Raw genomic sequence first — 12,119 nt, forward strand, 5'->3', positions numbered from 1 at the left:
TCCGACCGTTGTGGAGCCCGGTGCCGGCCATGAGTGAACCAGCGCACACGCCCGGATCCGTTCGTCCCGGTGGACGCACGGCGCGAACCCGCGCGGAGGTACTGAGCGCTGTGTTGGCGGAACTCGGTGAGCCCGAACGGGGCGGACTCACCATGGAGAACGTGGCGCGTCGCTCCGGTGTGCACGTGGCCACCCTCTACCGGCGTTGGCGCACGGTCGAAGGCTTGATCGTGGACCTCCTGACGTGGATCAGTTTCAACGAGCTTCCCTTTCCCGACACCGGATCATTGAACGGTGACCTTCGGGCACTGTCGCGGTCGATCGTGGCGTTGTACCGGGACGACATCCGATTCCGCACCCTGATCGAGACCATCGTCGCGGGCGCCACCCGGGATCCGGTGGCGGAACGCGCCCTGCACGACTTCTTCGCCGACCGCAACGCCGGCGCCGCGGTGATCGTCGAGCGTGCGATCGCACGCGGTGAACTGCCCGCCGAGACCGACGGCGTCGAACTCATCTCGGCGCTGGGCGCGCCGGTCTACTACCGGATGCTCGTCGTGCGCCGGCCACTCGACACCGCGCTCGCGGACCGCGCCGCGGCCGCGGTCCACACCGCCGCCCTCGCCGGCGTCTTCGCGAGCACCGACCCCATCGTGAAAGCATCCGCTGGAACTCACGTCACCGACGGCGGCTCGCCGTCGCGAGGTCCCGCCGACAGCGACAAGATCCGGTGACGACTCGATGCACGGACCCGGAACGCGCGGTGAACACGGCTGAGATCGTCACCCAAGCGCAGTGATCGCAGGGCCGTGCCCCAGGCGACCACCTGATCGAGCATCGAGCCCGCCGCCGCGTACTGATGTTCGCGGGGTCGCAATTCGGTCTCGTCGACATAGTCCGCGTGGATCGTGAGCGCCACCTGGGCCGCCACGTCCGCAACCTGGAGTCCGCCCAGGACGAGTCCGAGGTGTTCCACGGCCTCGGCTCCGTCGTCCGCGACTCCGCGCTCGTTCGGCAGTCGAGAGTCCTCGTAGGTGCCGACGGCCTTGTTCGCGTTCGGGAGCGTCACCAAGCGGAGGTTGGGATCGGCCAATCGCTTGGGCGCGTGCCGAAGTTGGCGCTCCCTCTTGTCTCGAACGCTCATGTACGTGCTGCCGCCCGTCACCCTCTCGGCCTGTGCCGCGAAGAGGTCGACCCGACTGTCGGCGTCGACGCTCTCGAGAGGAAGGCTGTTGCCCGGCCGCTCGCCGGGTGAGCGGCGCGATGGCGCCACGAGAGGCGCCGTGGGGTACACCCTCGGCGCGATGCCGCGCGATGCCGCGCGGTGACGCCGAACGCGTGGCCGGTGGCCTTTCGCGCGGAGCCGGAAGTCGACGATCCGAGGAGTCGCCCGGGAAACGGGCGGACTCGGATCGAAGGACGAAGGGCGAAGGAGGACGCCGCCGACGACCACCTCGCCATTGACTTGTCGCAAGCCTTGACGCACCCTATTGAGGCAAGAGATGAGACAAGGGGGCGTCATGTCGACAGGAACGACTCCCGATGGTGCCCGGTCGACGCGCCCGGCGGATCTCGAGCGGGCCGGCGTGTGGCTGGCCGGGCACGGCCTGGCCGACGTCCGAGCGACACCTTTGCTGGCCGCGCGTCTGGCGGCCCGGCGAGGTACCCGTCTGGCCGCTCACGTCCTGCTGGCCGTGTTCATCATGGTGGTCGCCCTCATCTACGTCACCGACCGGCCCGCCGGCGCCTCGGATGACGGGTCCGGGCCCTACCGGCACTGGTCGTTGCCGGTCCTGACGGCGGCGGTGGCCGCTCTGGTGCTCGCCCAGTCGCTGCTGGACAGGTGGGTACGGCGGGTCGATCGACGGGCCGGCGCGACGTTGCCGCGGCGGGTCGCCCACCCGGTCCGGCTCGGCTGGCGCACCGTTCTCGGCGGGCCGCGGGCCGCGTTCGCGGTTGCCACGTTCGCGGGCGCGACGGCGTTGGCGATCGCCGCCCTGACCGTGCGGGACTCCGCCGCGCGCCACGCGGCACTCGTCCTGCTCATCGCCCTGTGCGGGGTCGCGGTCGCAACGGTCGTGCAGTTGCGCCATATTCTGACGCACCCGGTCGTGGCCGACGACGAGGTCTCGCTGACCGCCGACGTCATCATGCGGGTCGAGGACGCCCGCGAGGCCGCCACGCCCACCGTGGTGTGGTGCCTGCCGGTCGCGTCGGTCTTCGACACCGCGCTCGGCTGGTGGAACGCCGCCTGGCTCGTCTTCGTCGTCCTGGGCGCCGTCACGCTCGTCCTGATCACCGCGCGGACCGCCCGGAGCAGCACGGTGGCGCGGCACGCCACGAGCGGCCGGTGAACCGGTGATCGTCATCGACTCGGCCTCGCCCGTCCCGCCGTTCGAGCAGCTCCGCGCGCAGCTCGCCCGGCAGATCCGGGACCACACGCTGGCCGTGGGCACCCGGCTGCCGACCATCCGCCGCCTGGCCGCGGACCTCGGCTTGGCCGCCAACACCGTCGGCCGGGCCTACCGGGAGCTGGAGGAGGCAGGGCTGATCGAGACCCGCCGAGCGGCCGGCTCGTTCGTGGCCGCGGCCGGCGAGGAGGGACGCGAGCGTGCACGCCGCGCCGCCGCCGAGTACGCCGCCGTCATCGCCGGTACCGGCATCGACGCCAACGAGGCCATCCGTATCGTCCGAGCGGCACTGACCAACGGCACCGCGACATCGCCCTCGTCCTGACCGGCCGTCTCGCACCTGCCGGCCGGCGACCCGCAACGATCCGGGAACGACGCCGCGCCGGGACTCTCGCGTAGGGCGATGTGGGTAAAAGAGCGTACTGTCCTGCGAGTTGTGCCTGGTTCCGGGTTCAGCCGAAGTCGAGGCCGTTGCCGCGGCGTTCGCCCCGCCAGGCCGACAGGGTGGGTTCGAGCAACTTCCGAGCAGCTGACGAACCGAATCGACGCAGAAGTCCGGGACGGGCGAGGCGCCACGCTGCGGGCCGGGCAAGCCGTGACCGAAGCGGCCGCCGGCCCCGCAGCCGTCACCGAAAGCACCGGTCCTGGTGCCGCCCAAGACCGTTTGCCGGCCCGTCGACCCGGGCGAAGTGGTGGACCGACCGGTCGAGTCGGCCCAGGGTGCGCCGGCCGGCCGGGACGGCGAGGAGGATGTCCGTGCCACCGTCCGGGTGGCCGGGTACGAGGGGCGGCAGCAGCGCGCCGCCCGCGCCGAGGATCAGCATGGCCGGCGGGTGCACACGCGGATGGAAGATCCGAAGACGGACGATGTTCGCGGTGGTGAGGCCGCCGGCGAGGACGAGCGTGAGAATGCCGGTGCACCGACCGCCACCGACTCAACCGCGGCAGCGACCGCCAGGCCACCGCGCACTGCGCGCCATCGTGCGCGTCCGCATGCGCCACGACCCACGCACCCGCGCCTACGTCGCACGACGCACCCTTGAACGACTCGAGACGAAGGACATCTTCAGATGCCTCGAGCGCTTCGTAGCGCGCGAGGGCTACCGCTACCTGACCTGCGACTCGAGGAGCGACCCCGCAGTGTCGACGGCTCCTTGACCATCTGTAGGAGCTTCAGAGTCAAGCTCGGACGCTCACCGCCCGCCGGGCCACCTGGTTGATCAACGCCGGCCCGGACGGCTCGCCGAGGACACGGCGATCAAGCGCAAGAAGCCGCCGGCCCGCTTGCCGCGCCGAGCTGAAACCGTCCTTGGCTGCGCCTGCCCCCGCCCACCATCCTCCCAGGCCGCATTGGTGAGCCGGAGCGGGAAGCAACATCGTTCGCACTAGTGCTAACGTTAGTCGTATGTCTAGTAAGACGAGACGAGTTCTCACTACCGAGGCCGAGATTGCGGCGTACCTGCACCGGACGCGCATGGCGATCCTCGATGCCCTGCGCGACGGTGCCGCCACGGCAACGCAGGTCGCCAGAAGGCTCGACGTCCACCCCGCCAACCTCACCCGACACATCCGGATCCTGGAAAGTGCCGGCTTGGTGATCCTCGTCGAGAAGCGGGACACGGGTCGGAACCTGGAGAAGTACTACGCGGCGTCAGCCGAGCGTTTCACGGTCGCGCCCGCTCCGACCGACATGACCGCACCACACAAGATCGCGCTGACCTTCGCCCGCAGTGAGTTGTCGGCCGCGCTGGCGCGACTGCCCGACAAGTCGAGTGACCCCATCGTGGCCCTGACACTCGGCGTTCGTATCGCTCCCGGCGACGCGAGCGCGTTCGCCGACGAGCTGGTCCGGCTCGGCGAACGCTTCTCGGCGGCCGACCAGGAGGACGGTCGGCCCTATCAACTCGTCCTCGCCATCTACCCCGGGGAGGACGTCACGGCCGACGGGCGGCAGGAGATTCGGCTGCCACCCGCGAAGGACGAGAGGGGGTGACACGGGTGTCACGAGGAACCGAGGCACTGGCGCGCGCCGGACGGGCGGTGACACGCCGACTCGGCATGCGTTCCCGGCCCACCCGCGTCGCGCAGCCGGCCTGGGACGCCTGGCGGGCCGGGGATCTACCGCTCGCCCGCGAACTCGCGGCGAACCTGCTCGCTACGGGGCATGCCGTGGACGAAGCACGGCACGTGCTCGTTCTCGCCGACTCCGTGCTCGGCAACTACGACGGCGCCATCAACACACATCGGATGATCGCCCCTCGCTACGAACGTCTCGATGAACTGAACGAACCGATCCTGTGTGCGCACATCCACCGAGGAGACATCCCAGGCGCCGTGACGCTGGCGGAACGACGGGGCCTTGCGCGACGCGGCGCGATCGGAGCACGTTTGCGCCTGGCCGTTGAGCGGCCCCTCGGAATCGATATCGACGGCGTCGTCGACGTCCCCTTCACCGACGACCCGCTCACGCCGTTCATGCCCGGTTTCGCCGGGCACCTCAATGACCGACCGACCGTACTCCGCCTCGACACCGGCGGCTCATTCGTGCACCTTTCGCGGGAACTTGCGGCCGCCCACGGGATCGACACGATTGCCTCGGCACGGGAGTTCGCGGCGCTCGGCCGGCACCGGGTCGGCTACGGACTGGCCGATCTGGAGATCGGGACGATCCGTCTGCGCAACGTGCCCGTGGCCGTGCATGAAAAGGGACTTCCGCCGGCCGCGGCCTTCGACGTCCCGCTCGGGCCGATCGTCGGCACCAACATTCTGGAGCGCTTCCTGACGACGGTCGACGCGCCGAATCGGCGTCTCGTCCTGTCCCGCCGTGGCGACAACATCGCCCGCGCCCGGCATCTGGCCCGTCTCGGTGCGGCACAGCACGTGGCACCGTTCGGCCTGTGGAGCGATCACCTGATGATCGCCCGTGGTCGCGTCGATGGGATCAGTGGCGTCAACCTGTTCGTCGACTCGGGCCTGGTGGCGCTCACCCCCGATCAGGGACAGGTGGCGATGCTCGTGCCACGGCGCACTCTTGCCCGGTGGGGAGTGGCCAGGCCGCAGACCGGCCGGTTCGCCGAACTCCCCGGCACGCTTGCCATCGGCACGGCATCGAGAGAGGGAATGACCGCCTACCCCGTAACGGATCGCGTCTGGCGCGACTTCGGCGACTGGGGCGGAATCCGCGTGGACGCGCTGATCTCCTGGGGGTACCTCCGCCATTTCACCTGGACGATCGACTTCGAACGCAGGGAGTACCTGTTCGCATAAGCCCAGCCCTGACCGCGATTTCGCGAAACCACAACCGGATCGCTGCCGGGATGACCGCACCGTGAGAGTCGGGCCCGTCTGCGAAAACGCAACCGCTGGGGTTCGTCGAGGTCGGTGACCGGCTCGTGCAGCGCACGGAGCGGCGCCGCCCGCTGGAGCGTTCGGTGCGGCCTGTACGCATTGTCATGGTGATCCCCTGGACTGGTCAGTGGTCCCGGAACGAATCGCCCCCGTCGGCCCGCACCACGACCTGCCGCGTCGCCGAGTCAGTGTTCGTCGTTGCGCCCCGCACGAACAGTGCGTGGCGAAGCGCCGAGTTCACGTCTGCAGGCCTTGTTGAAGGCCTGCAGATCAGGAATTCCCACCTGCGATGCGACCGCTGGGATCGCCAGAGTCGAGTTCCGCAACAGGTGCGCGGCGACCTGGAGGCGACGCCGCCGCAGATAGGCGACCACGGTCTCGGCGAAGGCGACGCGAAACAGGCGGGTGAGTTGGTTGTGCGAGACCCCCGCGGCCCGGGCGATGGTCGGAACCGTCAGCGGACTCGCCATGTTCACCTCGATGTGGGCCAGCGCCGCAGCCAGTGCCGGATGGCGCTCCTCCGCCTGTGGCACCTCGCCGGCCGCCAGCGCCCACAGCACTGTCCACACCTCTGCGGCGGCCCGCAACGGGGTCATCGAGTGCCACGCTACGGCCCTCAGCAGTGCGTCCGACAGATGTGGCGCCTCCGCGCCGCAGTCCAGCACGGCTGGTACTCGGTGAGGCGTACCGGTGGTCCCGAGCTCGAAGTGCGCGTACAGGTGCTCCGAGCGGCCCCGGTACCGGAACTCCACCACCGCGCCGGGTGGAACGAGGCTCGCACAGCCGGGCCGGACCTCGTGGGCCACCCCGTCGACGATCAACTCGGCGCTGTAGCGGTACAGGTGCAGCTGCCACAGTTCGGGCAGCTGGAACACCTCACGCTCGATCCCCAGCCCGTGCACTCCCACCCCGACCTGCGCCACGCGCGGAGGTGAGTCCAGGTGGGCGATATGCCTCGCCGAAGTTTCGACCATGGTGAGAAATTACCAGTAACTGGTGAACCTGGCCCACGTCAGGAGCACCTACTTGGTTCTACTGTGCACATCAGTAACCACTCGAGTCGGATGCCCTCCCACCTCCCGACACCTTCTTCAAGGAGCACCCCATGCCCATGCAGCCCTGGTTCACCGATGCCAAGCTCGGCATTTTCGTCCACTACGGGATCTATGCCGTCGACGGCATCCCGGAATCCTGGGCCATGTACGACGGAACCGTCAGCCGCGAGCAGTACCTGGCGCAGCTCGACGGCTTCACGGCCGCCCGCTACGACCCCTACGCGTGGGCCGCGCTGTTCAAGCGTGCCGGTGCGCGCTACGCCGTCCTCACCGCGCGTCACCACGACGGCGTCGCCCTCTGGGACAGCGAGTGCGGCGACCTCAACGTCGCCAAGCGCACCCCCGCAGGCCGAGACCTCGTCCGGGGATTCGTCGACGCCCTGCGCGGCGAGGACCTGAAGGTCGGCCTGTACTACTCCCACTCCGACTGGAACCACCCCGATTACGCCAGCGTGATCCACCCCGACCCGTCCCATCACACGTACATCCCCGGCAACACACTGGTCGAGCCCGCCGACGGCCGCGAAGACCCCGCCGCCTGGGTTCGCTACCTCTCCTACCGCGACGGCCAGGTCAGCGAACTGATGCAGCGCTACCGGCCCGACCTGCTCTGGTTCGACGGCGAGTGGGAGCGCAGCGAGCAGCAGTGGGGCACGGACGTGCTCGCCGACATGATCCTCGCCGAGAACCCGGACACCATCCTCAACGCCCGGATGCTCTCCCGGGGCGACTACGCCACCCCGGAACAGGGCATCCCCCTCCGGGCGCCCACGGGCCCCTGGGAGCTGTGCCTGACGATCAACGATTCCTGGGGCTATCGGCACGCCGACAACAACCACAAGAGCGTGCGTCAGCTCGTCCGCTACTTCACCGAGACCATCGGCATGGGAGGCAACCTGCTGCTCGACGTCGGCCCGATGGCCGACGGCCGCATCACCGCCGAGCAGTCGTCCCGGTTGGAGGGCCTCGGCGCGTGGATCGCCCGCCACCATGCGGCCGTCCACGGCACTGGCGCCGGTCTGCCGCCCGGGCACCACTACGGGCCCAGCACCCTCTCCTCCGATCAGCGAACCGTCTACCTGGTCTGCTACGGCACCCTTCGCGAGCACCTCGCCCTCAAGGGTCTGCGCACCCGGGTCAAGCACGCGACCGTAGTGGGCACCGGCACGGAACTGAGCCACCACGTCACCGGCGGCCTGGGCGAGGTCCCCGGAATCACCTGGATCAACGCCCCTGCGGAAAAGGACCAGGACGAGTACGCGACCGTCCTCGCCGTCGAGCTCGACGGTGAACTCGAGCTCTATCGGGGCCAGGGACGAAACTGACCGCGGGTCCGGATAAGCGGTCCCAACAAACAGTGCATTCGGTGTGCCTATCGGCTTGTTCGGTCGTTGGGCCCGGTGTGCGCAGAGGCGAGTCGCGTCCGTCGATCGTTTCGGACGAACTGTGCTCCCTGTTCGAGCCGTTGCTACCCGAGCCGGCGCCGAGATCGGTGCCCGGGCGGCCTCGTGCGCCGGATCGGCGCGCGTGGTGCGGGACCCTGTTCGTCCTGCATACGGGTATCCAGTGGGAGTTCCTGCCGCAGGAGTTGAGGTTCGGATCGGGGATGACGTGTTGGCGTCGTCTCGCGGCCTGGAACGAGGCCGGCGTGTGGGATCGGCTGCACGCGATTCTCCTCGCGAGACCGCACGCGGCCAAACAGCTCGACTGGTCGCGGGATCGACTCCAGCCATATCCGGGCCGCCCGACGCGCCGTCGGACGCAAAACCAGGTCCAACGCCGGATTCGCCTACCTCCACAACGCCGTCGACGACCACTCCGGCCTCGCCTACGGCGAAATCCTCACAGACGAGAGGAAGGAGACCGCCATCACGTTCCGTGAACGCGCACGCGAGTACCTGGGTGGGTGGCGCGACTACGTCGACGCCCCCGCGCCCTTACTCGCGATCGGGGCCGACGACTCCTCGTGGACGGCGGAGCAACAGCCCGACTACCACTCGCAGTTCGTCGCCGTGGCCACCCCCGGCCATGCGGGAGGTTTCGACCGAGCCGCAGTTGCTGCTGCACCTCAACCGTCGCCAACGGGGCACCGTCGGGCGTGGATTGGAGGACGAGAAACGTCCGTGCCGGATCATGCTCCGGCCCGCATCCGCGGCCCGGCGGTAGGTTCGGACATCGAGGCGTGGATGATCCCCCTGTCTGCGGCCAACCCCTGGCGCGGGCCTCGGAGATCGTGCACAGCCGAACCCGGACACCGCCCGCGCGTGCGCTACCGTATGCGGTCGGAGCCAGACGTGCGGCTCTTGGCGAGGGAGCGAGAGGCGACGTGAACATCGACGAGGCCGTAACCTTCTTCCGGGAATTCCTTACTGCGGTGTACGCGCAGGACGTCGCCAACCTCACCGAGCCCGACGATCGGCTCGAACTGCGGGTCGCGCGTACGGAGGCCTTCATGTACTCCTCACCCGGGACCAGTATGACGTCCCCGTTCATGCGTCCCCGGCGCATGTCGGCCGAGAGACTGGCCGAGATCGCGAAGAGGGCCGCAACACCGGTACGCCGCCCGCTGTACGTGGCGGTGGAGTACGAGGTACCCGGATGGGGCACCTGCTTCGCCGCCGACGTCGGCGGCGGGGACGAGCACAACTCCATCGCCTACGAACGCCAGTACTGGGCGATGACAGTCGACGGGCAGCCGAAGATCGTCGCGCAGTACGGGATCGACTTCTACGCCGAAGGTCTCGCCTGGGAGAACATCATGGGAGCGGTGATCGGACCCGTCGGCGAACCGGTCTCGGTCCGAGCCTTGGAGGAACCCCAAGTCCCGCGTGACCGGCACGACTACCAGCGCATCGTCGCCTCGGCCCCGCGGAACGGCGTTTGATGTGACGCTCGAGTGCCGGTCCGTCCAGTGCCCGCGCCGCATTCCGGCGCGGGCGTAGTACAGGCTCGGCGGGACCACGAACACCACGGCCGCCCGGCAGACCCCAGCCCACCCCGACCGCACGGCTGCCTTGGGCGCTGTGGGCGCCGGTCAGCGAGAACACGGCGAACAGCGGGTACTTCGGGTCCAAGCCGTCGGTCACCCGACGCGCGAACAACGACGCCGGGGCCAGCGTGTGAGACACGCCATCGCAGTCGCGCAGATCCGAACCGCTGGAACCGCACCCCGACACAAGGGGGGCGTCACGCCCTGCACCCACACTCCTGGGAACCCGACGGTTCTGTCACGCACCACCACGCGCCCCGCCCCACAATCACCCTGGGGGCGCCCCGAGGCGCAGGCGACGTTCCCTCCTATCGGCATACCGCGACTCCGACCCGCTGACAACAAACCACCGCCAGGAGACTCGGAGGACATGGGACACGTTGGCCATACTCTCCAGCAGCGAGTTCAACTCATTGACCAGCCCGTTCGTGCTGTCGCCCGCGTCCTGGGTAGCGAGCTGGTGGACCAGGCCGAGGACGTGGCAGAGGCCGGACATGTCCCTGCCTGACCCTCCGTCGCGGCGGTACGTCTTGTGGTGAGTGTGGATCCCCCGAAGGTTCGCCTCGGCCCGCGCCATCCCCCTGCCGGCACTTCGCCCCGCCGCGTAGCGGCGGGGCGAAGCAACCAGGCTCGGATCGGCCGACAGCATCCCTGTGGGGGCCGCGCACCGGGCGATTATGCGACTGCCGCGACCTTGGGGTCATCCGTCGCGGCCGGGTAGTCGATGTATCCCTCCGCCCCTCCCCCGTACAGGTGCTCCGTCGGTGGCCCCGCCAGCGGGATGCCGTTGGCCAGGCGGGCGGGCAGGTCCGGGTTCGTCATGAACAGGCGGCCGAGGGCGACCACGTCCGCGTGCCCGTCCCGCACCAGCCGGGCCCCCGCGCCGGGGCTGCTCGGCACCGGACCGTTCGTGTTGGCGACGAGCGTCCCCGACCAGCGCGTCCGCAGGTCCGCGATCGCTCCGTACGCACCGTTCTCCAGCACGTGCAGATAGGCCAGGCCCAGCGGGTCCAGTGCGTCGACCAGCGCGCGGTACGTGGTGCGTGCGTCGGACTCGGCGAGCTGGTTCTCGGCGTTGTCCGGCGAGATGCGCAGCCCCACCCGGTCCGCACCGACCTCGGTGACGACCGCCTCGACGACCTCCATCGCGAACCGCAGGCGGCCGGTGGCCGAGCCGCCGTACTCGTCCGTGCGCAGGTTGGTGTTGTCGGCGATGAACTGCTGGATGAGGTAGCCGTTCGCGCCGTGGATCTCCACGCCGTCGAAGCCCGCCTCGATCGCACGCCGAGCTGCACGCGCGAAGTCGCCGACCGTCCGGGCGATTTCACCGACCGTCAGCTCACGCGGGGTCACGTGGTCGAGCATCCCGTCCCGGGTGAAGATCTGCTTCCCCTCGATGGCGACGGCCGACGGGGCCACCGGCAGCTCGCCGTCCGGCAGCGTCAGCGGGTGGGTCATCCGGCCCACGTGCCACAACTGGGCGAAGACCGTGCCGCCCCCGGCGTGCACCGCGTCCGTCACCTCCCGCCAGCCACGCGCCTGCGCGTCGGTCACCAGACCCGGGATGCCGGGGCCGCCCTTGGCGAGCGCGTTGACGTACACGCCCTCCGTGATCAGCAGCCCGGCTCCGGCGCGCTGCCGGTAGTACGTCGCCGCGTGCCGGCTCGGCACCCCCGTCACGTCGTCGGCCCGGCCGCGCGTCATCGGGGCCATCGCCACACGGTTGGCCAGTTCCAGCCGCCCCGCCCGGTACGGCTCCAGCAACTCCCGCATTTCTCCACCCTCGTTTGCCGTGTCCGTGTCCCGCGCCACTCCCCTCACGCCCCCGGCGCTCATGCGGCACTCCGGTCCAGCGCGACGACCTCGACCTCGATCTGCCAGTCGGGCCGGGCCAGCGAGACGACCTCGACGATGGTGTCGGCCGGGTAGGGCTCGGCCAGGAACTCACCGCGCAGTGTGATCACGTGCGGGAGATTCGTTGCCATGTCCCGCACGAAGATGCCGACCTTGATCACGTCCGCGAAGGCCAGACCGGTCGCATCCAACACCCGCGCGACATTCCTGAACGCCTGCCGTCCCTGCGCCAGGAACCCGCCCTCGACGGTCGTCCCGTCCTCCTCGAACCCCGCCTGACCGGACACGTACACGAAGCCCCCGGCCCGGACGGCCTGCGATATCCGATACGGCGCGTACCAGTCCGGCGTGGTCGCGATCTTCTCGACGCGCCCCACGGTGGTCGCGCTCTCGTTGCTGGACATACCTCTCCCCTTGTCTCGGCGGCATCCGGTACCGGGCCCCGCTCGATCACGTTACGAA

At 69.6% G+C, this 12,119-nt stretch carries 12 protein-coding genes and 2 pseudogenes; 9 read left to right on the plus strand and 5 right to left on the minus strand.

Annotated elements, in window-relative coordinates; all coding sequences use genetic code 11:
• Window positions 1-29 precede the first annotated feature (29 nt).
• Entirely contained in the window at window positions 30-734 is a 705-nt protein-coding gene (locus tag ACIRL2_RS39065) for a TetR-like C-terminal domain-containing protein (protein WP_395870857.1), read from the plus strand.
• Here the strand turns inward: ACIRL2_RS39065 and ACIRL2_RS39070 are convergent.
• Complete coding sequence (locus tag ACIRL2_RS39070; RefSeq protein WP_402238770.1) at window positions 674-1,273, minus strand: hypothetical protein; 600 nt, start codon at window positions 1,271-1,273, stop codon at window positions 674-676. The genes ACIRL2_RS39065 and ACIRL2_RS39070 overlap by 61 nt on opposite strands.
• A 247-nt stretch (window positions 1,274-1,520) precedes the next feature.
• Between ACIRL2_RS39070 and ACIRL2_RS39075 the strand changes: the two genes are divergently transcribed.
• Both ACIRL2_RS39075 and ACIRL2_RS39080 read left to right on the plus strand, forming a co-directional pair.
• Entirely contained in the window at window positions 1,521-2,354 is an 834-nt protein-coding gene (locus ACIRL2_RS39075; RefSeq protein WP_402238772.1) for a hypothetical protein, read from the plus strand.
• A 4-nt stretch (window positions 2,355-2,358) separates the two neighbouring features.
• Window positions 2,359-2,736, plus strand: coding sequence for a GntR family transcriptional regulator (locus ACIRL2_RS39080; RefSeq protein WP_395870852.1), 378 nt, complete (start codon window positions 2,359-2,361; stop codon window positions 2,734-2,736).
• Between the two features lie 301 nt (window positions 2,737-3,037).
• On the opposite strand, the gene ACIRL2_RS39085 is transcribed toward ACIRL2_RS39080, so the two are convergent.
• Window positions 3,038-3,250 carry a hypothetical protein gene (locus ACIRL2_RS39085; RefSeq protein WP_402238775.1) on the minus strand — a complete coding sequence of 71 codons (213 nt, stop codon included), beginning with the start codon at window positions 3,248-3,250 and terminating at the stop codon, window positions 3,038-3,040.
• A 566-nt stretch (window positions 3,251-3,816) separates the two neighbouring features.
• On the opposite strand from ACIRL2_RS39085, the gene ACIRL2_RS39090 reads away from it, so the two are divergent.
• Together ACIRL2_RS39090 and ACIRL2_RS39095 are read left to right on the plus strand one after the other, a co-directional pair.
• Entirely contained in the window at window positions 3,817-4,404 is a 588-nt protein-coding gene (locus ACIRL2_RS39090) for an ArsR/SmtB family transcription factor (protein WP_402238778.1), read from the plus strand.
• A gap of 65 nt (window positions 4,405-4,469) precedes the next feature.
• Window positions 4,470-5,678, plus strand: a complete 1,209-nt coding sequence (locus ACIRL2_RS39095) for an aspartyl protease family protein (protein WP_402238780.1) — start codon at window positions 4,470-4,472, stop codon at window positions 5,676-5,678.
• Window positions 5,679-5,944: 266 nt separating this feature from the next.
• Here ACIRL2_RS39095 and ACIRL2_RS39100 read toward each other — a convergent pair whose 3' ends face one another.
• On the minus strand, window positions 5,945-6,733 hold the full coding sequence (locus ACIRL2_RS39100) for an AraC family transcriptional regulator (protein WP_402238783.1): 789 nt from the start codon (window positions 6,731-6,733) through the stop codon (window positions 5,945-5,947).
• A 131-nt stretch (window positions 6,734-6,864) separates the two neighbouring features.
• Here ACIRL2_RS39100 and ACIRL2_RS39105 point away from each other — a divergent pair, with 131 nt between their 5' ends.
• From ACIRL2_RS39105 to ACIRL2_RS39120, 4 genes and pseudogenes are all read left to right on the plus strand, one after another.
• On the plus strand, window positions 6,865-8,139 hold the full coding sequence (locus tag ACIRL2_RS39105; protein ID WP_395870842.1) for an alpha-L-fucosidase: 1,275 nt from the start codon (window positions 6,865-6,867) through the stop codon (window positions 8,137-8,139).
• Window positions 8,140-8,306: 167 nt separating this feature from the next.
• Window positions 8,307-8,420, plus strand: a pseudogene (locus ACIRL2_RS39110) (IS5/IS1182 family transposase); the annotation flags it as partial.
• A gap of 103 nt (window positions 8,421-8,523) precedes the next feature.
• Window positions 8,524-8,712 (plus strand): annotated as a pseudogene (locus ACIRL2_RS39115) (IS481 family transposase); the annotation flags it as partial.
• A 428-nt stretch (window positions 8,713-9,140) separates the two neighbouring features.
• Entirely contained in the window at window positions 9,141-9,698 is a 558-nt protein-coding gene (locus tag ACIRL2_RS39120; protein WP_395870840.1) for a hypothetical protein, read from the plus strand.
• Between the two features lie 780 nt (window positions 9,699-10,478).
• Here the strand turns inward: ACIRL2_RS39120 and ACIRL2_RS39125 are convergent.
• Together ACIRL2_RS39125 and ACIRL2_RS39130 are read right to left on the minus strand one after the other, a co-directional pair.
• Window positions 10,479-11,576, minus strand: coding sequence for an alkene reductase (locus ACIRL2_RS39125; RefSeq protein WP_402238785.1), 1,098 nt, complete (start codon window positions 11,574-11,576; stop codon window positions 10,479-10,481).
• Between the two features lie 59 nt (window positions 11,577-11,635).
• The gene (locus ACIRL2_RS39130; RefSeq protein WP_395870836.1) at window positions 11,636-12,061 is read right to left on the minus strand and encodes a RidA family protein; all 426 of its coding nucleotides are present in this window, start codon (window positions 12,059-12,061) and stop codon (window positions 11,636-11,638) included.
• Between the last annotated feature and the right edge of the window lie 58 nt (window positions 12,062-12,119).

This window comes from Embleya sp. NPDC127516 (assembly GCF_044765325.1).
Lineage (GTDB): Bacteria > Actinomycetota > Actinomycetes > Streptomycetales > Streptomycetaceae > Embleya.

Coding starts and splice junctions, on each gene's coding strand:
- ACIRL2_RS39065 (WP_395870857.1), top strand. CDS start 30: ATGAGTGAACCAGCGCACACGCCCGGATCCGTTCGTCCCGGTGGACGC.
- ACIRL2_RS39075 (WP_402238772.1), top strand. CDS start 1,521: ATGTCGACAGGAACGACTCCCGATGGTGCCCGGTCGACGCGCCCGGCG.
- ACIRL2_RS39090 (WP_402238778.1), top strand. CDS start 3,817: ATGTCTAGTAAGACGAGACGAGTTCTCACTACCGAGGCCGAGATTGCG.
- ACIRL2_RS39095 (WP_402238780.1), top strand. CDS start 4,470: ATGCGTTCCCGGCCCACCCGCGTCGCGCAGCCGGCCTGGGACGCCTGG.
- ACIRL2_RS39100 (WP_402238783.1), bottom strand. CDS start 6,733: ATGGTCGAAACTTCGGCGAGGCATATCGCCCACCTGGACTCACCTCCG.
- ACIRL2_RS39105 (WP_395870842.1), top strand. CDS start 6,865: ATGCCCATGCAGCCCTGGTTCACCGATGCCAAGCTCGGCATTTTCGTC.
- ACIRL2_RS39125 (WP_402238785.1), bottom strand. CDS start 11,576: ATGCGGGAGTTGCTGGAGCCGTACCGGGCGGGGCGGCTGGAACTGGCC.
- ACIRL2_RS39130 (WP_395870836.1), bottom strand. CDS start 12,061: ATGTCCAGCAACGAGAGCGCGACCACCGTGGGGCGCGTCGAGAAGATC.